We start from the raw sequence: 21,499 nt of genomic DNA, 5'->3' as shown, positions 1-21,499 counted from the left end.
CGATCCGCCTTCCTTTCCAAAACTCACTTGCCCTGTAAAATCGTTTTATCAATAGCCGCAGTCAAATCGGCCGGTTTCTTAATCAAGCCATATTTCAGCGCAATGTCCGCTGTCCGTGTCACTGATTCATCTACGAATGAACCGACTTGTTCACTTTTAAATCCTTCCGGCTTCACAAGCTTCGCCATCTCCTTCAGCATCGTCGTTTGGTGCTGTTTGGTTGTACTGCCTGCCGTTACACTTTTCATCACGATATCAACGACTTCATCCTGATGCTCAATCGCATAATTCCAGCCTTTCATGGTAGCTCTCACGGCTTTAACTGCGAGATCGTGGTTTTTGTCGACCCAGTCCTTCTTCGCAATGAGCGTATCCTCCAGCATCGCAACACCGGCATCATCAAAGTTAAACACATTCAAGTCTGTCTCTTTCACACCGCTCTCAAGCACAACATAGTACTCGTTATAAATCGTCGCTGTCGCCACATCCAGCTGATCCCCAAAGAATTGATCCATCGTAAAGCCTTGTTTCACTAATTGAATGTCTTTCTTCGGGTCAAGTCCGTTCTTCTCCATAAAAGCAAGCACTTGGAACTGCTGGCTGCCCATCCATGTCCCGACCTTTTTGTCCTTCATTTTGGCTGGTGCATCGATACCGGTCGATTTTTTGGATAATAAACGGTACGAACTCTTCTGAGTCACTTGCGCCAAAGAGACGAGAGGTAAACCATTGTCACGGTTGACTAACAAAGAGTCAAAGCTCGATACGCCAATATCGACAGCGCCATTTACAACTTGCTGCTCGATGATGACATCCGGTCCGCCAGGCACAATTTCTACATCTATGCCTTCATCCTTGTAAAAGCCTTTCTCTTTAGCGGCATAGATTCCGGCGAACTGCGCTTGCGGCACCCACTTCAACTGAATTTTGACCTTCTTGAGCGGCTCTGCCGAAGGAGACTTGGTTGCACCTGCTGCGGTAGAAGCACCTGGTGTTGTGGTTGCTGATTTGTCGGAAGCACAAGCTGTGACGAGAACTAAAACCATGAACATACTTAACATCAAAGCCAATTTGCCAGTAAGGATTCTCTTTTTCAATCGAATCAATCCTCTCCTATTTATTTCTATGTATGTAAAGATGGTGTCATCCCTTGATGCTAATGTTAAATATTCGTTTTCATTTAGCGATTGGAATTTGACCACGGTATAAAGCTTTTTTCTACAAGTTGAATGATCGTATATAAAACAATTCCCAGGATAGCTGCGATGACAATACAAGCCCAAGCTAAGGGCATATTGGCCAGTCGGATTTGGTCCGAGAGCAAGTAGCCTAGCCCACGCGATGCAATGAAAAATTCCCCCACTATCGCACCGATGATGCTCGTGGACATGTTGATTTTAAGGGCCGAAAATATCGACGGTAAGGCCTTAGGTAATCTTAATTTGAGAAAAAGCTGTCTGGTGCTAGCCGCGTATGAAGTCATTAACTCCAGGTAGGACGGCTCAATGGAACGCAGCCCTTTGTAGGTGCTAACCGCCATGGTAGCCATCGTCATAACCGAGACGATACCCATTCGTGAGGCGACGCCGTCTCCCAACCAATTATTCATGATTGGTGCAAGTGCCACGATCGGCACCGCATTGAGCGAGGCCATGATCGAAATCGCACCCGCACCCGCTTGTGGCCGAAAGGAAGCCGCGACCGCAGCAAGCCACCCCAGCAGCGAACCGATGAGGAAGCCGCCGATGATTTCCACACCCGTGTACAGCGTATAAATGAGCAGGATATCGCCATTCTCGCGCATGGCTGTGATGATATCCGAAGGAATAGGCAGCTGATAGCGTTCTAAACTGAATAATGTGTGTATCCCTCTGAATTGCCAAAGCAGCAAGAATACGAGACCGAATACATACGGGAATAGCTTCATTGGCTGCGTGAACATAGCCGTGTAGCCTGCTCGTACTTTTCCAGTGGAAGCTCGGGTTGGTTCCTCTAAGCTCGTTAGTGTCGTCACTGCAGTTTGTTGGTCTTTGCTTAAAATGACCTCCTTCATGCGCCTCCCCTCCTGCTTTCGCGGAAATCAGGCTGCCAAGGTGTCAACCATCTTTCTAGAAGAACTAGCATTAGAAAGGTTGTAAAGCCGATGGCAATCGAGACCAGCACCGTGCACCAGAACATGTACACTTGTGCAGCTCCGTAGTACAGCGAGCTGACCATAAGCACGCCGATTCCATCAGGAGCCCCCATTAGCTCAACGATGATGGAAGCTGTGATCGCCAGCGGAGCTGAAATCTTGAGCCCAGCGAACAGCCCCGGCAGCGCAGATGGCAGCTTGAGCTTCAGGTAGCTATGCCAGGTTGAAGCAGCTAAGGAGCGCATAAGCTCCAGCTGTTCAGGCTGCACACTGCGCAGCCCGCGAAGCGAGTTGATAGTGACAGGAAAGAATGTCACATAACCTGCCATAACAATCCGCGAAAGACTCGGATCATGGAGAATTCCGTACAGGATCGGTGCAAGACCGATGATGGGCACCATTTGAGAAGCGACCATGTAAGGAGTTAGCGTGTGTTCAACCGTTTTGGAGAGGCTCATCGAAATGGCTAAGGCGGCGCCGAAAATGGTACCAATCAGGAAACCAGTCATCGCATTGCCGAACGTTGTGAAGCCTTGCTTGATGAGAGTGGGAAGATTGTCTTGTAAGGAGGTTATCACCTTATGCAAATAAGGCAGTTTGGAATCGGGTTGTGAGACTTGAATTACGTTATGGAGCAGCCAAGCGAACACTTCCCAGAGGAGGAGCAATGCCGCTATCCAACAAGCAATAACAGCAGCTTGATGCCATTGTCTATCCAATTTGATCATCAAGGGCATCACTCTCCTCGTAGAAGCAATTTCGAATGGAAGCGGTCAACGCATGGAAACATTCCGATTCTCTGGTTTGCAAAGTGCGATCCTCTCCCAAATCGACGTGGTGTACGGAATGTACGCGACCGGGATTTGCCGATAAAACAATGATTCGATTGGATAAAAAAACGGCTTCCGGAATGCTATGAGTGACGAAAACAATCGTCTTATTCGTCTTTCTTTTAATTTCAAGCAGTTCGAATTGCAGCTTTTCCTTTGTGAATTCATCAAGCGCCGAGAATGGTTCATCCATAAAGAGAATGGGCGGATCCAGCGATAAAGCACGTGCAATAGCAACTCTTTGCTGCATGCCGCCACTTAGCTGCCAAGGATAATAATCTTTGAATTTCGTCAAACCTACGGTTTCAAGGAGTTGATCGACCATACTTCGATACTCCGTGCGATTACGCCCCATTACCTCTAAGGGAAGCTCCACATTTTCGCGTACGGTTCGCCATTCGAAAAGCGTGGGATTTTGAAACACAATGCCGAACTTCCTGCGCAAACGCACTTCCCGCGGATGTTCCTTTTGAATAATAATTTGCCCGCTCGAGGGTTGCAGCAGGTCAGCCATCAGCCGCAGAAGCGTTGATTTGCCACAGCCCGAAGGCCCAAGCAAGGATACGAATTCATTCTGGGCTACATCGAACGAGATGTCTTGGAGTACAGTCACTTGCTTTCCTTTTTTCCCAAACACCATGCAGACGCCATCCACCGATATTTCCACTTTCTGCCCGGAAAGATCTGAATTCATTGTGTCCCTCCTCATACTTTAATGCCGCGTTATGTATATGTCATGTATGATTACTGTATATGTTATATTATATAACTTATATAACGATTTACATTATACAAAGTGTTCCTAAATTTAGCTTTGCATTTGACATAGTGTAAAACAGGTAGTAAAACACTCCACAGCATTGATATATTTTGGATCCCCCTACTCGAACTCTTTTATCATGCATGGGGAAGAAAGCTGTTCATTATGATGCTCTCTAATCAATTGATTACATAATATTTGTTATGTAAACAAATATTATGTAAATAGCCCCGCCTCATATTTATCCATAATTTGTTCATATTCTCTATTTCTTCATTTTGATAGAATATTTATGTAACTACATAAACATTAGGAGGAAATTCATGAGAAAGTTTATTCTTTCAACCGTAATGGCGACAAGCCTCTTATTCGGCGGAATCACTTATGCGGCACCTTCAAATCAGTACATTGCTACGGATGCTGACACGTTCTGGACTATTTCACAGAAGTTTAATGTACAATTATCCGATCTTATCGCAAGTAATCCAAACGTTAATCCGCAAAATATCTACGCAGGTGTTGTTATTAACCTTCCAGTTAAAACTCCTCTTAAACAGAGCTGGGAAGTAAAAGCAGATGCCATCATTGCTACAGGGATGCAGCAACTCGGAACGCCATATGTATTTGGCGGCAGCACACCATATGTTGCTTTTGATTGCTCCGGCTTTGTACAATATGCGTTTAATCAACACGGGTTTAACCTTCTTCATTCATCAGCATTGCAGAGTCAATTAGGAACGCCAGTAGATAAAAGCAATCTTCGTAAAGGAGACCTTGTATTTCTACAAGGAACTTATACAAGCGGAGTCTCCCATGTAGGTATCTATCTTGGAGATAACAAAATTCTTCAAGCAGGTACGATGGGAACGAGGGAAGTTAAAATTAGCACACTCTTCGGCACCCCCTATTATGATGCACATTATTGGGGTGCACGTCGTTTAATTAACTAGTATGAGAAAAAGCCGGTTTATACCGGCTTTTTTTTCATTCTAGAAAAGGGGTTACGTGTAAAAAGTGCATTAGGCTTTTACCGTGGGTTCAAGTACAGTAAGCCTGTTATTGTATGTATCAAGGTTTACGTTCGCTCCAATGGGGATTGCTGCTTTATAATAGCCATGAGCTGTACTTACATTGGTCATGAGAGGTTTTCCTAGAGGAGCAATCACCCCAGTTATTAAGTCATTATAAGTCGTAGAATAAGATATAGAGCAGTTCGTGCATTGTCCCATTACCACACCGACGCAATCTTGGAATTTCCTTGCCATGATTAGATGAGTCAAATGTCGGTAAATCACATTCGTTGCTTCGTGTGTCTCTTCTATGACCAATATTTTACCGGCCGTATCAATTTCGTATGGAGTTCCAAGTGCATCAACAAAGGAAGTGAGATTCCCCCCTACGATTGGACCTCTAACATTTCCCTCAACCAGGCTGGTCATCTGCATACCGGGTGGATTCTGAATCACTCTTGGACTACTGAGGGTTGATGTAGCAGAATAAAATTGGTTGAAGTTATAAGCTGGTGTGCTCGTGCTAAAGTCAATTAACAATAGACTTTGAAAAGTAATTAAGTTGGAAAATTGGTACAAGATATTTAATAAAATCGTGATATCACTGTATCCAGTTACGATCTTAGGATTGTTTTTTATAATCGTATAATTTAGGTATGGTAAAATATCTTTGACCCCTGTCCCTCCTCTTGTAGGTAAAATCATCTTCACACTGCGATTTTCAAACATATTCATAAGATCTTCAGCACGCTGCTGTGCTGTTGCGGCAACAATGCCACCATAAGCATACGCATATTTCCCCACTACTACTTTGAATCCCATATTTTCAATTGTTTGAATTCTTTCATCAATAATATTTGCATCAAGCGGACTTCCTAAAGTAACAATTCCGATGGTATCACCCCTTTGTAAAATGGGGGGTTTTATAGCCATATATATGCCTCCTACCAAAGAGAAGTAATTCCATATTTGGATCCTACTTTGTAATCTCTCTGTTGCCTTATATGCGCTACCCGAACTAATTATTACATCTCCCGTTCTAGATCCCCATTCCTACTGGAATAAACGCAGAAACCCGGTTCATTGCATCCTGCTTTTGCTTATCTCCAACATGGGTGTAAATCTGTGTGGTCTGGATGCTCGCATGGCCAAGTAATTCCTGCAAAGTTCGGATATCCGTCCCTGCCAGAACTTGCATCGTGGCGAACGTATGCCGAAGCTTGTGACTTGAGATCGACTTCCCCTGTAGCTCAGCATACTGCTTCTTTAGCACCTCGAAATACTTCTCAGCAATCGTTTGAATCATACGAACACTAATTCGCCGTCCAAATTGAGAAACAAAAAAAGGCTGCTCCACCGAGCTCCTTGTATCCATTCGTTCCATTAATGCTTTATTCAGAACTTTAACCAGTTCGGCAGGAAGAGGGATGACTCGCCATTTCCGTCCTTTGCCAAACACCTGCAGCGTACTCGTTGAACGATTGAAATCAGCGATGTTTAGTCGATGCAGCTCACTTACACGCAAACCTGCATAACTCATCAATAGAAACATGGCCACATTCCGGATCTGATACTTCCCCTCAATCGATTGTAAAAACACAGCAAGCAGCTGCTCGCTGAGAAACGTGGGAATTTGGTTTTTCTCGACCTTCGATTTTTTTACGTTTAGGGAAGGGTTGCTCTGCACAATTTGAAGTTCGATCAACGCCGCGAAAAATGTCCGAATCGAAGATAAATAGCGATTACGCGCGGCATCCCCTGCCCCACCCTGTCGCATTTTCGTCAAGAAGCGCATGATATCAATTGCCTCAATCGTTGGCAACGACTTCTCTATACCGGAAAGGAATAACCGAACATCCCCTAAATAAGCTTGTTGTGTTCGTTTCGTAAAGCCTTGATCTTTCATCCATGAGTCAAAAAGCTCTAAATACTCATCATCATACTCGTACACTTGCCCCAATCCTATTCACTCCGTCCGTTACAATCTAAGTTGCGTTAAATATAGATTTAGTGCAATATTTTTGACAGCAAAAAAACGGTCAATTAGCGCTTATCCCGTGTGAAGAACACCAAAATAAGCTTATTAACCGTTTTTCCGGTCTTAATCCCGTGGGTATTCGACTTTCATAATGTCCATGAAAGGAACTTTATCAATTTCACCATTCGTTTCCATATGTACTCTACCGGTCCGCGAATCCATTGTCGCTATGATGCCGCGAACACGGTCTTCACGCCCCCAAACTGTCAGAACAATCTCGGAGTTCTCCTGCTTCGCTTCGGACAGTTGGTTACCAATCTCTTCCAATACAAATTCATCCCGCGTTGGTCTTTTTGCTACTTTTGCTTTCGCCATCTCACGTTCCCCCTGGATTATAAATCACCTTGCCGGCGATAATATTTCTTTAACACGTCCAACTTGACCATCTGCAAGTCTTACTTTAATCCCATGCGGATGGGTAGACGAGTTCGTTAATAAATCTTTGACAATTCCACGTGTTAACTTCCCGCTGCGTTGGTCTTGCTTCAAAACAATATTCACTTCAATACCTGGAATCACATCTTTACGATTTTGGCCATTCATGCTGTGTAAGTCGCCTGCTTTCTTTCAATTGTGTGCTTTATTATAACATAGTTTTCCCCCATTCCCCACCAAGTTGCGTACATTTGCACAACCCTTTACAACGGCTTACTAAATCAATACGATTAATCTACAAAATAAATTTCGAAGTCACGAATATAGAAGGAGATCCACTTATGAGCCGATTATGGCCGTTACCTGACAAGCCCTGGATCATGCGCCAAATCTGGAATGATTTACTCTTTGCTCATTGGCCCATTCCCATCGAAACATTAAGACCACTCCTACCAGCCCATATCCCCATTGATACCTTTGACGGAACAGCATGGATCGGTGTTGTCCCCTTTCACATGTCGTGCGTTGTACCTAGAGGTATACCTCCATTGCCTTACTTTTCAGCTTTTCCAGAAATCAATGTTAGGACCTACGTAACCATACACGGTAAACCCGGCGTTTACTTTTTCAGTCTAGATGCCCACAACCGTTTCGCTGTTGAAGCAGCACGATTCGCTTTCCATCTTCCGTACTTTTATGCGCATATTCAAGTTCAACATCGGCCTAAGAACACCATATTCTACCAATGTTTACGAAAAGATAGTCGTGCACAACAAGGTGAATTTACTGGTGAATACCGCCCATCATCTGATATACGATTAGCAAATCCTAGGACTCTAGAATATTGGTTAACAGAACGATATTGTCTGTATTGCACAGATCGACACGGTAATGTATATCGAGGAGATATCGATCATGACCCCTGGCCCTTACAAGCGGCTGAAGCTTCAATCAACGTCAATACCCTCCCTAATTCTTTTGGGATCCAGCTGCCAGATACACCACCGCTTTTACATTTTGCTAAAAAATTAAAGGTTAAAATCTGGGCGCTTGAAAAGCTTTGCCTTACATAAAACATGATATTACTACTCAAATGATGGAGAAAATATAATTAACCACATTAATATTTAATGGAGTTAATTCATATAAAAACCACAATTAAACGTTGCGTTTCTATCATTTCGTGCTTTTTCCTATTGAAAAAAGCTTATTTCAGTTAAAATAATGACAGAGATGGTAATCGTTTCAGAGAGGTTGTGATTCAAGGATGTTGATTAGTGGAATTTCTGTTTTCCTATTGTTTTGTATCGGTGGCTTACATGTGTTCTGGGCATTTGGCGGTAAATGGGGAAGCAAAGTTGCAATTCCTTCTACAAGCGGATCAAGAGAACAGACATTTATACCTGGCTCAATAGCCACTTTAATCGTGGCCATTCTCTTGTTTAGCGGTGCACTGCTACTGGCTATTCACGGGCACTTACTTCCAACCCTCCCTTCATCTCCATGGGTTCAATGGGGCTGTTGGGTTTGTGTCTTCGTATTTGGACTCCGTGCAATTGGAGATTTCAAGTATGTGGGTATATTTAAAAGGGTCAAACAGACTCGTTTCGCTACATATGATACATTTTTGTTCACACCGCTTTGCTTATGGCTTTGCTTCACATTTTATTACACGCTTATTTACAGCTAATTTGCCCTCACAAGCACAAGACTTTTTTTCGAAAAATATGGAGCTAACACGGAGGGAATACACGATATGCCAAGATTCATGGACTATATGATCAGTCCTTATCCGCTTCGGATCATTACATTACCAATTGATTCCAGTAAATTGAAGCTGCAATCCTTGATTATCCGTGCTGTTGGGCATCTTCCAGGCCGTATCTCATTTCGAGCTAATGCTTCATTTGAGAAATGGGCATTTGTCTATATAGCTGGTGGAAAAGGCTCCTATCAAGTCGATGATGGCGCCGTTCAACACGTTGATAGCGGCAGTCTGTTCTTCCTTCGACCTGGAGCTGTTTATAATTATGGACCTGACTCAGACGGTTATTGGGACGAGTATTACTTCACATTCGAGGGAAGCCGTATTGCGGAATGGCTGAGCAGTTGGCTTACACAAGTGGATTTGGCGAAGCTGGTTGGGCACGAAGATGCTGCACAGCACAATCGAATCGAGCGTATTTTTATCCTTATGGAAAGCGGTATACCCGATAATATAGATCGTGCTGCCTTGCTGCTTGAATCCTTGCTTTTTGAATTTATTCTGGAAAATCAAGTACCAGCAGAGACGACAAAAACGCAGCAATTGATCGATCTCATGGTCGACCTCGGTGATTCGTTATTTCAGCCTTTTGACGCGACGGTTATCGCAAAACGCCACCATATCTCGCTTTCTACGCTGCGGAGAATCGTGAGCGAATATACTGGCTACCCACTTGGTGCTTACATTCACCGTTTGAAAATGGCAGCAGCGAAAAATATTCTATTAAATACGCATGATACAGTAAAGGAAATCGCAGATTCGCTTGGTTATAAAGACGTTTTTTACTTCTCACGGTTATTTAAGAAATACGTCGGTGTCTCTCCTCTTATTTATCGGAACAATATGCAGCTCTAAATTTGTTTACATAATTATGATTATGTAAACATGATTTTTACATAAAATAATCGTGTTGTCCTAGTACGACTTGTTATATGACAGCATATGATAAAGTAGAAAGAAAATCTTCCTACGGGGAGGTGAATCTAAATGACACTTACACTTACGGGTTGGATGCTCTATTCGATGTGGGTAGTTCTTGGTTTTATGGGGCTTAGCTTTTTACTAGGCTTATATAAAGCACTCAAAGCTGGAAGCTTCTCCAGCACTCTGATTCTGACTTATCTGCAAGATATGCTGTACTATGTTTTCCCTTTATTTTTAATTTCGAACATGTTGTCCCTTGATCCAACAGGCTTCGTATTATTAATTGCTTATTACCTCGGCGCACTTGGACTTGTTCTCAAGTATCTGGCACATTTCAAAAAATAAAATGTATCCGCATTCAAAGAATGCTATTATATGAGCTCATAAGAACGCTAGAGCAAAAAGGCTGCCGATTTGTAACGGTGGCCTTTTCATTTGGGTGCACCTATTCATAAAAAAACCTGAGGCTCCTCCTCAGGTCCTTTCAAATGCGGACACTTTCGCTTTTCCACCCTATTCCCCTCATCTTAAACCTTAGCAATCAGACTTGCGCGGCGCAACGGGCTGCAAGCGTCTTTTCGGCGCTTAGCGGGCGTCTTCGCGCGGCGCAGCGAGACATATAAATTCTTATTTGTATAAAAAAAGCAGTTTGCACCATGGCAAACTGCATGCGATAAGCTTTTTAAAATCGAGGTAAATTAGATAAATTGTTACTTGGATCGCCATCCGGATAAGATCTTAGCGTTTTTTGACCTTCACGATTCCTACCGGTATTCACATCTTCAATCAGTCCTGCTTCTGTCATGGCAATGGCATTCGCAATATCAACCACCCTGCCATCTTGGAATTGAACCGCACTGATGCCGCCATCTCCATAATGGACGGATTGAATGATAGCTTTATTGGGGTCTATCGTGTGTGGACCAGCACCATACTGCGTTCCATCCCGCATAAAAGTGCCATATTGGGTTGGTTGGCCATTTGCACCATAGCCGGTATATCCCCCTTGAAAGCCTACATTTCTCGCATCCGCATTGTTGATTCCTGTGTTTCGCTGACCATATTCGGCATTCATGTTGCCTGAAGAACCTGGAACTGGCATTCCACCTTGGGAAGTCTGAGTTCCATTGTTACGAGCTTGGGGAATAAATGACTGCTGCCCGCTTTGACCAGCTTGCTGGTACATCTGTGTTGGAATCGGTTGACCATTCCATGCAAAATTTCCATTATGGGTTGGTTCGACCGCATTGCTATAATTTTGAGAGGGTTCAAACTGTGTATTCGTCATACCATACGGTTGATTCTGCATCATCGGTTGTTGTCCACGTCGGCGTCGCGCCATAGATATCAGCTCCTTTGTTAATTCTATTTAGTGGCTTCCACCTATAGCATGCGTCACCTATATGCAGTTTATCCCTTTTAACCCAATTAACGCCGAAGCCCCATCATATTGCCAGAGGCGTATCGACGGAGTCCTATGTAAAACAAATAGATGCCCCCCAAGCAAAGCAGACCTGTCACAGCTATGGCACCTGACATAAAAGGAATATCCACCTGACGTAACAACCCAATGGGTAAGTAACTGATGAACCCTGCCGGCAACACAGTAAACAGTACGACTTTGCCTAGCCCCCGAAATATGCTCGTTGGATACGTAGTGAATGTTAGGAGCCCATTATATAGCTGAAAACTCAGCCCATCGGAACTCCCAAGCCAGAATGCAGGGCAGTTCACAATAACCGTGAAAAATAAGAAAATCAGCGTCGATAACAGCATGGCTAGACCAAATTTTATGAAGCCTATCATCGATTTATCTCCAAATGCGACGTAAATTAAAAGTGCGAATAAGACGTCCCCAATTGCACTTACCGACATGCGGCTGATGAGAACATGAAGAAGTATCGGCTTTGGTTGAGTTAAATAAATATCAAGCTGCCCGTTTGCGATCAGATTCGAAATTCGCATAGCGTTACCGAAAAACGTAGCCATAACGCCAAAGCCGCCAGCCGCTACAGCCCAAAGCATCATCACATCCTGTAGTTCCCATCCATTCAATACAGAAAATCGGCTAAAATAAAGTCCCCAGAACACAATCCAAACCACATTATTGATAATCATCATACCGGCCGTGAGAAAGAAGCTCATCCGAAACTCCATGGCGCCAGCAAGATTAAGTTTCCAGCATTGCCAGACGAAACGAAGTAAACGCCCGTATTTACCTGGCTGATCAAATTCACTAATAGGTGTCAATTTGCGGCTATCCACCATTAACATTGAGCTTTTTCACTCCTTTTCTATAGACCAATGAGACAATTATGCCAATTATAATAACCCATATCAGCTGAGTGCCGATCATACTTGGCATTTGAACTGCATCAAAGGTCACTGTTGTCTTGGCCGGGATGTAGACAATGGCTTGAAACGGCAGCCAACGACCTACCCGCTGCAGCATGTCGGGAAATAACTCCAGAGGCATCAGCATGCCACCAATCGTGAATAAAAATTTGTTGTATACGAATTCCAGCCCGCGTGTCTCCTCCACCCAGAAAGAGCTTAGCGCTAAAACCATATTCAGCATGAAATTTACTGTGAAACCGCACAATGCCACAATTGGCAACCATAGTAACCCATAACCAAAATCAGGTGGACCCATAATTAGCAATCCTAACAAACCGCCTAGCGCCGCGTTGACGAGAAAACGAATCGCAGCTTCACTCATATATTCGACATAGTGAAAGGCGACAAAACTAACAGGACGGACGAATTTGAACACGATATCCCCGCTTTTCACTTCTTCTTCTACGCGTGAGCAGAGACTTGGACAGGCGAGGATCATCGATTCCGTTATAACGAGATACCACATGATCTGCTTAAAGCTGAAGCCTGCTATGGTTTCCGTACCCTCGCTATGAAACGTTGTCTGCCATAGTTGAAGAAAAATATAAAGAATCAACAGCAGAAACAACGAGCGGATAAGAAAATCGGCCACATAAGCAAGTTGATTACGAAGTGTGATTTTGCCGATAAAGGCATATTTAACCGATTTTCTCCAGCTGTTCATATCCTTTCTCCTCCTTACCGAAATTCCCGTACATACGTGTGATGATGTCCTCCATCGGTGGATCTTCAACCGTAACGTCGATGATCCGGTGCTCAGCCATGATCTGGGACAGCGCTGCTTCTATCGTTGTTTGACTCATATCGACGGAAAGCGAAATTCTTACACCACTTCGTTCGAGTACCTTCACCCCGACAATTTCTATGGAATCCGGCTCCTCTCCCAAAACAAGGCGGACTGTTTTCTGTGTCAAAAACTGCTGCTTCATAACCTCAACACGGTCATCGAAGACAATCCGCCCATGATTGATAACAATCGCCCGGTCACATAGCCGCTCAATATCACCAGCATCATGTGAAGTAAGAAAAACAGTTGTTCCTTCTTCACGTTTTAACTCAAGAATAAGCTCTCGTATTCGCTGTTTAACGACAACATCTAGCCCAATCGTAGGTTCATCAAGGAAAAGCACCTGTGGGCGGTGCATCAAGGATGCAGCGATCTCACAGCGCATCCGTTCGCCAAGCGAGAGCTTCCTCACTGCTGTATGCAAATAGGGTCCAAGTTCAAATCTCTCTATGAGTTCATCACGCCGGTGTACATACTCGCTGCGCCGAAGCTCGTAAATACGGCTCATTAACTCAAAGGTATCGATGGGAGGCAGATGATACCATAGCTGAGACTTTTGCCCGAAGACAGAGCCTATTCGATAGCTCAGCTTCGTTCGTTCCTTCCATGGACAGCAGCCTAGAACTTCAGCCTGACCTGTTGTAGGATGAAGGATGCCTGTAAGCATCTTAATTGTTGTGGATTTCCCCGCACCATTCGGTCCGAGAAAGGCAAGTGTTTCCCCTTGATCCACGGAGAACGTTATGCCCTCTACGGCTGACTTGTCTACATACTCCGGCTTTAACAGTGATCTGACACTCGCCATAAAGCCTTCTTCTTTTTTCTTGAGTCGAAAGGATTTCCCCAATTGCTCCACACGGATCGATGCCATCTCTGTTCCCTCCACTTTTTATTTCGGTAAAGCAAAAAAGACCTCAGTCCGTTTCGCCTAAGCAGGCGGAACTTTCCGAAGGTCTTTTATCCCTTACGGTGTAACACGTCATATATCCGTGTCGGCTTCGCTCGGTTCGCCACCTTTGTAGGTTCGGATCCCTAGAAGCCCTTCCGTTTATTTTCCACATATTAACACATGATGTCATGTACAGACAACACTTTTTTTGCGACCCATTCAAGCAAAAAAAGCCTGTTGCAGATGCACAGACTTTTTACGCTAACTCTCTTGCGTTGCGCTATTGGGATTGATGAGATTCCGAAGATTGTTGAGAATGTTGAGGTTGTTGAGATAGTTGAGATTGTTGAGATTGCTGCGATTCTTGTGTCGTTTGTAATTCTTGTTTTAAATCTTCCGTCTTTTGCTGAGCCTGCTGGATTTGTCCCTGAAGATCTTGCAGCTGTTGTTCTGCTTCGGACAGTGCAGCTTCAGTCGCCTGTGAATAAATCTGCTGAGCAACTTGCAGAGTTTGTTCAGCAGCTTGCTCAGCTTTTTGGGCAGCTTCTTTTATTTGCTCAAAGCCTTGTTGATTTTGTTGCGGCGTTTGTTGTTGCATAGAGATACCCCCAGCTGAATTTTTCATACCTGATTAATTTTAGTAAATGTTCCTTTTTTTATTCCTAATGAATATACTCGCCTCTTATTGTCAAAATATCAGACAGTACGGGAGTCGGAATGATGAATTCAACAACGCCCATATAACCGGGAGAGACCCCGTATTTTTGGAAAGAGAGAATTGTGTCGTTTTGATGGTCATAAGCTTCGAATCGACCTTCTTCTACCAATTTCCCTTACCCACTGCTATACTAACAGCAAGAAGAAGCAAGTGAGGTGACATTTACCTATGAACATCATTAAAGTCAAAGATCGCCTTGAATTAGAAAAAAGAATCCCTTCTATGCCATGGTATATTGAGAAATTTATTAATTATAAGCTGCCAGACCTTTCTCCATCCTCATTACTTGAGTATGTCCGTGATTACGAAATCTTTCTATCCTGGCTGTTGGCCGAAGGATTAAGTTCTGCTCCCTCTATGAACCAAGTTCCTCTGGAGGATTTGGAGAAATTACATATGGATAGCGTTGACAACTTTCGCATGTTCCTAGCTACTCGTAAAGCTCAGGCTAATGTGAAAACCACGATTAACCGTAAGCTTTCCGCTTTGCGTTCCTTATTCCATTATTTAAGCCAGATTGCCGAGGACGATAATTTCTACCCGCTTCTAAAGCGGAATGTGATGGCCAAAGTGGAGATCAAACGCTCGCATAGGCCCAAGGACAGTGCCGCTAAGCTCGAGGGCAAGCTGCTTCAAGAAGAGGAGATTGTTGAATTTATTGCGTATGTGCAATCTGGCTATGAGCACGATGTAGCTACCAATAAGCAAGCCCTTTACTCCTACGAGTTGAACAAAATAAGAGATACTTGCATCATTACACTCATACTAAATTCGGGGCTTCGTGTATCGGAAGTATTCAATCTGAACGTCGATGATATTGACCTTAAGAAGAAGCTTACCTACGTATATCGCAAAGGTAAGAATGATGACACGTTCAAAACTCCCGTATACTTCCGTAATGAAGCTATTCAAGCTCTAACGGACTATATCACCATCCGCTCAACTCGCTATAAGCCGCTCAAAAAGGAAAAAGCCCTCTTCCTTGCCATCGCAAATGGCAAAAAAGAAGGCGAACGTATGACGAAACGGGCTATCCAGGAACTCGTTATTAAGTACGCTAAGCGCTTTGGAAAGCCCTACCTGTCTGTTCATAAGCTGCGGCACTCGTTCGCTACAGACTATTACTTACAGAATGACCTGTACAAAACCCAAGAGCAGCTCGGCCATGCCTCCCCAGAAACAACACAAATCTATGCGCACCTCACGGATAAAACAATGTCCGAAGCGATTGATAAACGATTGGAATCCTGAAGATTACTTCAGGATTTTTTCAATTTTAGCCAATTCTTCTGGCGTGAATTCTAGGTTTTTAAGTGCAGCTACGTTCTCCTCAATTTGGGACACACGACTTGCACCAATCAAAGCGGACGTTACTCGCTCGCCGCGGAGAACCCAAGCTAACGACATTTGCGCCAAGCTTTGGCCACGACTGCTTGCTACCTCATTCAGTTGATTAATTTGAGCAAGTTTCTCTTCCGTAATATCTTTTGTGTTTAGGAATTGACTCTTCCCACCCGCGCGAGAATCACTTGGCACCCCACTCACGTATTTGTTCGTCAGCAAGCCTTGTGCAAGCGGACAAAACGCGATGCTGCCTACGCCAAACTCATCCAGCACATCCTGCAAGCCATTCTCAATCCAACGATTCAGCATACTGTAGGAAGGTTGATGAATCAGCAGCGGTGTTCCCAGACCTTTCAGAATGGTTACTGCTTCTTTCGTTTGCTCTGCCGTATAATTGGAAAGTCCTATGTACAATGCTTTACCTTGACGAACAATTAAATCCAGGGCAGCCATTGTCTCTTCGAATGGCGTATTCGGATCCGGTCTGTGGGAATAGAAAATATCTACGTATTCCAATCCCATTCTTTTCAAACTTTGATCCAAACTGGACACTAGACTTTTCTTGGAGCCCCACTCCCCATAAGGACCTTCCCACATGTGGTAACCAGCTTTGGTTGAGATGATCAACTCATCGCGATACGCGGCCAAGTCGCTTTTCAACACCTTACCGAACAATTCCTCAGCAGACCCTGGTGGAGGTCCGTAGTTATTAGCCAAATCAAAATGAGTAATCCCTAGGTCAAAAGAGCGAAGCAGCATAGCCTTCCCATTCTCATGAATATCCAATCCACCGAAATTGTGCCACAATCCTAATGAAATAGCCGGGAGCTTAAGGCCTGATTTACCTGCACGATTATATATTTCATTTCTGCATAACGCGTTGAGCTTGCTTGATAGACCATTTTTGTCCTCCTAAATGTTATCGCAGATAACTTACTTCGTAAGCTTCTTCTTGAGTTATCGTAGAAAACTTATTTCGTAAGCATCCACCTAAGTTTCACCAGTGAACTGGCTTCTTAAGTACTAGTATAGGTTAACCAAGGCAACAAAAAAAGAACTGAAAAAAACGTGTCTTACTTACCTCAAGGTTAGTCATGTATTTATTTTACCTACAATCAGAAATAAAACTGCCGAATCTCTTCGACAGCTTTTTCAAATTTATTTACATTTGCCACAACCCCAATGACATTTACGTTTTGATTTGTGAGCCATTTTTCCTTTTGATTTTACTGTGGACTTTGCACTTCCGCGTAATCCAGCACACCGCAGACAATCCGCAATACATTGATTGCGCCCAACTACAAATAATCGATTACACACATTACGACAAAACCGACCACAGTTAGGCACAGCAAGAACATTGCCCAGATAAACACCTTTAGGCATACCTAAACACCACCTTTTCAATTGGTGCTATATAGTATTCCAACTAAAGATCTATCGATTGTACGATTACCCCCATCTTGATGCTATTTGAGCAAAGTAAGCACAAGCTCCGACCCATTCATTTGCAGCCACTTCGTTTTATCAAACGTGTTATGAATAATATCAACGAGCACGCCTTGAGCATCCACACCATCTAAATATCTTCCTAGGAAATGGATAAATACATCCAACCGACGAAGCTCAATCAGAAGAGGCAGCAGCGCAATTTCTTCCTCTCCCAAATGAATCGATTGGCCATACCCCTTATAAAAGGCAGTGCAATTGCGTCGTAGTTCTTCTGCCGGTAGAGTGGGATCGATAAGATCTGATAAGCAGACAGCTAGCTCCATGACTCGAACATCAAGAGTTACGAACTCAAAATCAAGTACAGCCGTAATTTGACTATCGGCATTAACCAGCATATTAGACCCATTGATATCACCATGAACGAGTTGATGAGGAAGCTTCCGAAGATCAGGAATAGCCTTGTAGAAAGCAGCAAATCGTTCAAATATATAGGAAAGCTCATCGCGCTGCTGCCAGAACGGTTCTGGTGGATGAAGACAGAACTCTTGAATCGCATCTGGTGTGCAGCGAGGATGGATATGTTCAATTTCATAATAAGGTGGGTAGACAGGTTCAAGTTCCATGGAAATCGCAGCCAGAGCAGACGAGAGCTGTCCGACAGCTTCTCCGAATTGCAGCAGTTGATGCGTATTCCCCCAAATAGGATTACAGCCTTCTGTGTACGTAAATAAGGCAGCCAATTTGCCTTCCTTAGCGTCTAATCGAATAACAGTCCCCCCTGCTGTGAGCTCCACTGGCACAGGTACACGAAAGGGAAGTTTATCTTTTTCTTTATCTAATGCCAAAAGAACACTATGCTCGAAAATTATTTTGTCCATGTCACGATGAGTTTCGTACAATCGAAGAACATAGGATGTACCTTCCACGTCTACGAACCGAGTTGTATTATTCATACCTCCCGCACCAACACGAATGGACCATGTTTGAGTTGGAAACCAGTATCTTGGCAGTGAGGTTAATTGCTCCTCTTGATCTTTGACACGCATAATTGCATTCCTCAACTCCTCTTCCTAAACCTGATTGTCACCTTCTACCGCAAATTCAAAATCCTCTACGTCATAAGCTTCGACTGGAATTCCTGCTTGAACCATGCGTTCAATGAAATCTAACTGGTCTGTTAACAGAGCAGCCTGTTCTTTGATTGCCGTTAGAATTAATTCGGTTTCAATCGGGTCGAAATTGTCCCCATACTCCTCATTGTCAATCGCAAAAACAACCATCAAAGTAACATGCTCATTAATTGGCAAAGGTGGGCTTTTCCGCCAAGGAACAGTTAACGCTTTTTCAATTTTTTTCTTATTAAACGCTTCCTCGAAGAAAGCAATCAGCTCACCAATCATCTGCTTCACGAAGCCGTCGTCTTCTTCCTCTAACATGATCGGCTCACTGCCGGTTTGAAGCTCGTATAACTCCTGAATGCTGGTATAAGGTATCACATAAGTAACAGGCTGTTCTGGCAACATTAACTGACCATGCACCGCAAGCATAACAGCTTCGATAATAAATGTTTTGCTCATCTTGTTCTCCCCTTTCTCTCTAACCTTGTAAAAGCATTATTTCGCTAAGAAGCTGAGGAATCCTCTTTTCACAACCTTCTCAGCCAAACAAAACCGTCAGTTCCTATGATCGAGGTGACCACATCGAACTAACGGTTTCGATTACTCTTATAGGATGCCATCGATGACCTCATGATTCTCATAAATTGGCTGATACGGCTTCTTCGAAAAACGATTGGCATAGGCCGAAGCTACATAACAATCCGGTTTAATAACAGGAACCATTCCGACGGATTCCACTCTCCGCACCATCTCTTGAACGAATTTAGCCGTCCGATTCTTATTTACATCGTCACCAGCATCAATATGAATAAACATATCGAAGGAAGCACCTTGATACAGATGTGGAAGAATGATGTTTTCCATATCCTGTCGTTTAGACTCATCAAAATACATGGCAATCTCTTCACTCAAGGCAGTTTCCATCGAAAGCTTTTCTTTAATCGAATGTAGGGCCCGATGAACGATGACTTGACGATAACACGCCCACGCTCCTTTTCCTAACCGCTGGATGACTACACCGGTAATGAATTTCGTATGACCTGTGTGTACCTGACAATCCGTACCAATAATAAATTTATAGGTTGCTACGGGGTCGTGACGCATGAAATGGAGAATACGCTCGTGTACGGTATCTAGGTTTAGTCCTCTTTCCGTTGTGTTCCGAAATTCCAGTGGATGGGTCGTCGTCAAAGGTTTCAAAGATAAGGTTCTTCCTTTCTTCTTAGAATGAGGAAGAAGCGGATGCTGAAGCTGCATCCGCCCCTATCTATAGTATATGGCAAAGTTCCTCTGATCGAACCATCACTTAACGTAAAACACTGCCTCCGAACAAAAATCGATTTTCCCATTGCTTCCCAACGATCGTATCCGTACGAACACCGCCGGATTCGATCGAATACGTATGCAGCATATTCCCATTGCCTAAATAAAGACCAACATGCGTGATCGGTTCTGTAAGAACATTCACGTTATCATAATCTGTTGCTTTGCTCCCTTTGTAGTTGCTGAAGAACATCAGATCTCCACGTTTCAAATTTGTCCACTCCTTACTAACAGGACCTAACGATTTAACATAGTTGCCTTGTGCTTGTGAATCGCTAGGTACGGAGAATCGTAGAGCATCCCAGAACATCGTTTGAATGAAATCCGAGCAATCGAAGGTCGTGGTATCATTGCGTTCCGAGCCAAATTCATAAGGAGTGCCTAAGTAAATTTGGCCAGCTGCGATAACGGCTTCAATTTCTTCGGCGAGAGGTAGATTGGGTTTGATAACAGAGAAATCAGTGCTTATGTATTTACTATTTGTGCTTACATACCCGCTAGTTCCATTCGCGTCTTGAATTTGATACCAACTGTCATTGACTTTTGCTGTAACGAGGACGTCTTCCCCTTTACTTAACATCCGAATAACCTTGGAGCCGAGCTCGGAAGCTGGAAGTGTGCGAAAGTTTACGCCATAGATGATTTCCGCATTGCTAGTTATTTTTATGTATTTGCTATTCGTCGAGACATAGCCGCTTACACCCTGCGCATCCTTAATTTTATACCAATTCGTAGTTACATAGTCCGTGACTGTAACAATTTCGTTTGTTTTCAATAAACGTATAACATTGCTTGATGTACTAGCTTGATCTCTGAAACTTACCCCCGAAACAATTTGAGCCTTTGTCGTTATCCCCTCATCTGCGTGAATAGCTTTAGGGACTACAAAAGTAAGCGCTAAAACAAGCATTCCGATAACCATCGTCCATTTTTTCATCGTCTCTACCTCCATATGTTAATATCACTCTAGATGTATCTGCGTAAAACCGAACTGACGAAATGGATAATTTGAACCTGACACCTCCTCTTCATCGTAAAAAGGATGACCCGTTTGCCTCTACTGGGTCATCCTCTTCTTGTAGAAGGGTCCCATCGCATTCGGCAGCTGGCTAGCACTGTGCCTTAGGCACGAGAGCCCCTGTAGCTTTGCGTCCCAAGCTTTCGCTCGGTTTGCGATTTCGATGTGATGTTAATTTTTTCTTTCACATCCTTATTATAGTTGAGCGGGTCTTTCACGAATATAGGTGAAAGGTAGCGTTTGTTGTCGAAATCATAGTGGCTGCGTACCTATTGACGCTGCGGTTTATTTTTCCAGTTTACGGACTTCCGGTTTTCGTGTAGGAAGCCAAAACACTTGCAAATTAGGGTCATTTTTCAACTTCACATTGCAGAGCTTCATTTCCCCTTCCTCAAGCTCAGTCACATGCCAAGCATCCGGCTCCATTCCCCCCATGTTGTGCAGAAATGCAGGAAATTGCTGCTCAGCCTCTTCTAAATCCAGCCAAAATTTTACGCCATAATAGGCTAAACCGTAGTGATTGACTTGTGTACATGTGAAAATCTGTTGCGATATTTTGTGCTGCAGCACATAGGGCATCTTTCATTCCTCCGATAAAAAGGCACGTTCACCAAAGA

24 protein-coding genes, 1 pseudogene and 1 riboswitch are annotated in these 21,499 nt (G+C 43.6%); of the genes and pseudogenes, 6 read left to right on the top strand and 19 right to left on the bottom strand.

Going from position 1 to position 21,499, the window contains the following annotated elements; translation table 11 throughout:
- Positions 1-23: 23 nt before the first annotated feature.
- The 4 genes from QFZ81_RS13770 to QFZ81_RS13755 all read right to left on the bottom strand — a co-directional run bounded on the left by QFZ81_RS13770 (position 24) and on the right by QFZ81_RS13755 (position 3,658).
- Positions 24-1,097: an ABC transporter substrate-binding protein gene (locus QFZ81_RS13770; RefSeq protein ID WP_307443369.1), complete on the bottom strand. Its 1,074-nt coding sequence runs from the start codon at positions 1,095-1,097 to the stop codon at positions 24-26.
- A gap of 83 nt (positions 1,098-1,180) precedes the next feature.
- Positions 1,181-2,053 (bottom strand): ABC transporter permease, encoded by an 873-nt coding sequence (locus tag QFZ81_RS13765; protein ID WP_307443370.1) that lies wholly within the window; start codon positions 2,051-2,053, stop codon positions 1,181-1,183.
- Positions 2,050-2,862, bottom strand: coding sequence for an ABC transporter permease (locus tag QFZ81_RS13760; protein WP_307449828.1), 813 nt, complete (start codon positions 2,860-2,862; stop codon positions 2,050-2,052). Before QFZ81_RS13760 ends, QFZ81_RS13765 begins: the two co-directional genes overlap by 4 nt.
- On the bottom strand, positions 2,846-3,658 hold the full coding sequence (locus tag QFZ81_RS13755; RefSeq protein WP_307443372.1) for an ABC transporter ATP-binding protein: 813 nt from the start codon (positions 3,656-3,658) through the stop codon (positions 2,846-2,848). The genes QFZ81_RS13760 and QFZ81_RS13755 overlap by 17 nt, the downstream gene beginning before the upstream one ends.
- Before the next feature lie 389 nt (positions 3,659-4,047).
- On the opposite strand from QFZ81_RS13755, the gene QFZ81_RS13750 reads away from it, so the two are divergent.
- Positions 4,048-4,674 (top strand): C40 family peptidase, encoded by a 627-nt coding sequence (locus QFZ81_RS13750; RefSeq protein ID WP_307443374.1) that lies wholly within the window; start codon positions 4,048-4,050, stop codon positions 4,672-4,674.
- 69 nt (positions 4,675-4,743) lie between these two features.
- On the opposite strand, the gene QFZ81_RS13745 is transcribed toward QFZ81_RS13750, so the two are convergent.
- The 4 genes from QFZ81_RS13745 to QFZ81_RS13730 form a co-directional block, all read right to left on the bottom strand.
- Positions 4,744-5,667, bottom strand: coding sequence for a S66 peptidase family protein (locus QFZ81_RS13745; RefSeq protein ID WP_307443375.1), 924 nt, complete (start codon positions 5,665-5,667; stop codon positions 4,744-4,746).
- A gap of 106 nt (positions 5,668-5,773) precedes the next feature.
- Positions 5,774-6,685, bottom strand: coding sequence for a tyrosine-type recombinase/integrase (locus tag QFZ81_RS13740; RefSeq protein WP_307449830.1), 912 nt, complete (start codon positions 6,683-6,685; stop codon positions 5,774-5,776).
- Between the two features lie 150 nt (positions 6,686-6,835).
- Positions 6,836-7,087, bottom strand: coding sequence for a YolD-like family protein (locus tag QFZ81_RS13735; protein WP_307443376.1), 252 nt, complete (start codon positions 7,085-7,087; stop codon positions 6,836-6,838).
- 24 nt (positions 7,088-7,111) lie between these two features.
- Positions 7,112-7,315: a YwbE family protein gene (locus tag QFZ81_RS13730; RefSeq protein WP_307443377.1), complete on the bottom strand. Its 204-nt coding sequence runs from the start codon at positions 7,313-7,315 to the stop codon at positions 7,112-7,114.
- A gap of 173 nt (positions 7,316-7,488) precedes the next feature.
- Here QFZ81_RS13730 and QFZ81_RS13725 point away from each other — a divergent pair, with 173 nt between their 5' ends.
- The 4 genes from QFZ81_RS13725 (at position 7,489) to QFZ81_RS13710 (ending at position 10,181) form a co-directional block, all read left to right on the top strand.
- Entirely contained in the window at positions 7,489-8,220 is a 732-nt protein-coding gene (locus QFZ81_RS13725) for a YqjF family protein (protein ID WP_307443378.1), read from the top strand.
- Between the two features lie 194 nt (positions 8,221-8,414).
- The gene (locus QFZ81_RS13720) at positions 8,415-8,837 is read left to right on the top strand and encodes a DUF3995 domain-containing protein (protein WP_307443379.1); all 423 of its coding nucleotides are present in this window, start codon (positions 8,415-8,417) and stop codon (positions 8,835-8,837) included.
- 66 nt (positions 8,838-8,903) lie between these two features.
- Entirely contained in the window at positions 8,904-9,767 is an 864-nt protein-coding gene (locus QFZ81_RS13715) for a helix-turn-helix transcriptional regulator (RefSeq protein ID WP_307443380.1), read from the top strand.
- Between the two features lie 132 nt (positions 9,768-9,899).
- Positions 9,900-10,181: a hypothetical protein gene (locus QFZ81_RS13710; RefSeq protein WP_307443381.1), complete on the top strand. Its 282-nt coding sequence runs from the start codon at positions 9,900-9,902 to the stop codon at positions 10,179-10,181.
- A 337-nt stretch (positions 10,182-10,518) separates the two neighbouring features.
- Here the strand turns inward: QFZ81_RS13710 and QFZ81_RS13705 are convergent, their stop codons facing one another.
- From QFZ81_RS13705 to QFZ81_RS13685, 5 genes are all read right to left on the bottom strand, one after another.
- Positions 10,519-11,178: a DUF3892 domain-containing protein gene (locus tag QFZ81_RS13705; RefSeq protein WP_307443383.1), complete on the bottom strand. Its 660-nt coding sequence runs from the start codon at positions 11,176-11,178 to the stop codon at positions 10,519-10,521.
- An 86-nt stretch (positions 11,179-11,264) separates the two neighbouring features.
- Positions 11,265-12,110, bottom strand: coding sequence for an ABC transporter permease (locus QFZ81_RS13700; RefSeq protein ID WP_307443384.1), 846 nt, complete (start codon positions 12,108-12,110; stop codon positions 11,265-11,267).
- Entirely contained in the window at positions 12,094-12,897 is an 804-nt protein-coding gene (locus QFZ81_RS13695; RefSeq protein WP_307443386.1) for an ABC transporter permease, read from the bottom strand. Before QFZ81_RS13695 ends, QFZ81_RS13700 begins: the two co-directional genes overlap by 17 nt.
- On the bottom strand, positions 12,872-13,891 hold the full coding sequence (locus QFZ81_RS13690; protein ID WP_307603060.1) for an ABC transporter ATP-binding protein: 1,020 nt from the start codon (positions 13,889-13,891) through the stop codon (positions 12,872-12,874). Before QFZ81_RS13690 ends, QFZ81_RS13695 begins: the two co-directional genes overlap by 26 nt.
- A 298-nt stretch (positions 13,892-14,189) precedes the next feature.
- Positions 14,190-14,507, bottom strand: coding sequence for a hypothetical protein (locus QFZ81_RS13685; RefSeq protein ID WP_307443388.1), 318 nt, complete (start codon positions 14,505-14,507; stop codon positions 14,190-14,192).
- A gap of 288 nt (positions 14,508-14,795) precedes the next feature.
- Between QFZ81_RS13685 and xerS the strand changes: the two genes are divergently transcribed.
- Positions 14,796-15,878, top strand: coding sequence for a tyrosine recombinase XerS (xerS, locus tag QFZ81_RS13675; RefSeq protein ID WP_307443390.1), 1,083 nt, complete (start codon positions 14,796-14,798; stop codon positions 15,876-15,878).
- 3 nt (positions 15,879-15,881) lie between these two features.
- On the opposite strand, the pseudogene mgrA reads toward xerS, so the two are convergent.
- From mgrA to QFZ81_RS13645, 6 genes and pseudogenes are all read right to left on the bottom strand, one after another.
- A pseudogene (mgrA, locus tag QFZ81_RS13670) lies at positions 15,882-16,873 on the bottom strand (L-glyceraldehyde 3-phosphate reductase).
- A 567-nt stretch (positions 16,874-17,440) separates the two neighbouring features.
- Positions 17,441-18,484, bottom strand: coding sequence for a phosphotransferase (locus QFZ81_RS13665; RefSeq protein ID WP_307603058.1), 1,044 nt, complete (start codon positions 18,482-18,484; stop codon positions 17,441-17,443).
- Between the two features lie 9 nt (positions 18,485-18,493).
- On the bottom strand, positions 18,494-19,000 hold the full coding sequence (locus QFZ81_RS13660) for an ADP-heptose synthase (RefSeq protein WP_307443395.1): 507 nt from the start codon (positions 18,998-19,000) through the stop codon (positions 18,494-18,496).
- A 147-nt stretch (positions 19,001-19,147) separates the two neighbouring features.
- A complete protein-coding gene (locus QFZ81_RS13655; protein WP_307443397.1) occupies positions 19,148-19,741 on the bottom strand; it encodes a ribonuclease H-like YkuK family protein in 594 nt (197 codons plus the stop codon).
- 106 nt (positions 19,742-19,847) lie between these two features.
- Positions 19,848-20,801 (bottom strand): C40 family peptidase, encoded by a 954-nt coding sequence (locus QFZ81_RS13650; protein WP_307443399.1) that lies wholly within the window; start codon positions 20,799-20,801, stop codon positions 19,848-19,850.
- Between the two features lie 160 nt (positions 20,802-20,961).
- A riboswitch (cyclic di-GMP riboswitch) is annotated at positions 20,962-21,049 on the bottom strand.
- Between the two features lie 118 nt (positions 21,050-21,167).
- The gene (locus QFZ81_RS13645; RefSeq protein ID WP_307443400.1) at positions 21,168-21,461 is read right to left on the bottom strand and encodes a hypothetical protein; all 294 of its coding nucleotides are present in this window, start codon (positions 21,459-21,461) and stop codon (positions 21,168-21,170) included.
- Between the last annotated feature and the right edge of the window lie 38 nt (positions 21,462-21,499).

Origin of the sequence: Paenibacillus sp. V4I9, assembly GCF_030817295.1 — a bacterium.
Taxonomy (GTDB): Bacteria; Bacillota; Bacilli; order Paenibacillales; family NBRC-103111; genus Paenibacillus_E.
The sequence above is the reverse complement of the archived record's forward strand: the minus strand, read 5'-3'. Positions and strand labels throughout refer to the sequence as shown.

Bases quoted from the DNA above. Each gene is read 5' to 3' on its own strand.
- QFZ81_RS13765 (WP_307443370.1), bottom strand. From the start codon at position 2,053: ATGAAGGAGGTCATTTTAAGCAAAGACCAACAAACTGCAGTGACGACA.
- QFZ81_RS13760 (WP_307449828.1), bottom strand. From the start codon at position 2,862: ATGATCAAATTGGATAGACAATGGCATCAAGCTGCTGTTATTGCTTGT.
- QFZ81_RS13755 (WP_307443372.1), bottom strand. From the start codon at position 3,658: ATGAATTCAGATCTTTCCGGGCAGAAAGTGGAAATATCGGTGGATGGC.
- QFZ81_RS13750 (WP_307443374.1), top strand. From the start codon at position 4,048: ATGAGAAAGTTTATTCTTTCAACCGTAATGGCGACAAGCCTCTTATTC.
- QFZ81_RS13745 (WP_307443375.1), bottom strand. From the start codon at position 5,667: ATGGCTATAAAACCCCCCATTTTACAAAGGGGTGATACCATCGGAATT.
- QFZ81_RS13735 (WP_307443376.1), bottom strand. From the start codon at position 7,087: ATGGCGAAAGCAAAAGTAGCAAAAAGACCAACGCGGGATGAATTTGTA.
- QFZ81_RS13730 (WP_307443377.1), bottom strand. From the start codon at position 7,315: ATGAATGGCCAAAATCGTAAAGATGTGATTCCAGGTATTGAAGTGAAT.
- QFZ81_RS13725 (WP_307443378.1), top strand. From the start codon at position 7,489: ATGAGCCGATTATGGCCGTTACCTGACAAGCCCTGGATCATGCGCCAA.
- QFZ81_RS13720 (WP_307443379.1), top strand. From the start codon at position 8,415: ATGTTGATTAGTGGAATTTCTGTTTTCCTATTGTTTTGTATCGGTGGC.
- QFZ81_RS13715 (WP_307443380.1), top strand. From the start codon at position 8,904: ATGCCAAGATTCATGGACTATATGATCAGTCCTTATCCGCTTCGGATC.
- QFZ81_RS13710 (WP_307443381.1), top strand. From the start codon at position 9,900: ATGACACTTACACTTACGGGTTGGATGCTCTATTCGATGTGGGTAGTT.
- QFZ81_RS13705 (WP_307443383.1), bottom strand. From the start codon at position 11,178: ATGGCGCGACGCCGACGTGGACAACAACCGATGATGCAGAATCAACCG.
- QFZ81_RS13700 (WP_307443384.1), bottom strand. From the start codon at position 12,110: ATGTTAATGGTGGATAGCCGCAAATTGACACCTATTAGTGAATTTGAT.
- QFZ81_RS13695 (WP_307443386.1), bottom strand. From the start codon at position 12,897: ATGAACAGCTGGAGAAAATCGGTTAAATATGCCTTTATCGGCAAAATC.
- QFZ81_RS13690 (WP_307603060.1), bottom strand. From the start codon at position 13,891: ATGGCATCGATCCGTGTGGAGCAATTGGGGAAATCCTTTCGACTCAAG.
- QFZ81_RS13685 (WP_307443388.1), bottom strand. From the start codon at position 14,507: ATGCAACAACAAACGCCGCAACAAAATCAACAAGGCTTTGAGCAAATA.
- xerS (WP_307443390.1), top strand. From the start codon at position 14,796: ATGAACATCATTAAAGTCAAAGATCGCCTTGAATTAGAAAAAAGAATC.
- QFZ81_RS13660 (WP_307443395.1), bottom strand. From the start codon at position 19,000: ATGAGCAAAACATTTATTATCGAAGCTGTTATGCTTGCGGTGCATGGT.
- QFZ81_RS13650 (WP_307443399.1), bottom strand. From the start codon at position 20,801: ATGAAAAAATGGACGATGGTTATCGGAATGCTTGTTTTAGCGCTTACT.
- QFZ81_RS13645 (WP_307443400.1), bottom strand. From the start codon at position 21,461: ATGCCCTATGTGCTGCAGCACAAAATATCGCAACAGATTTTCACATGT.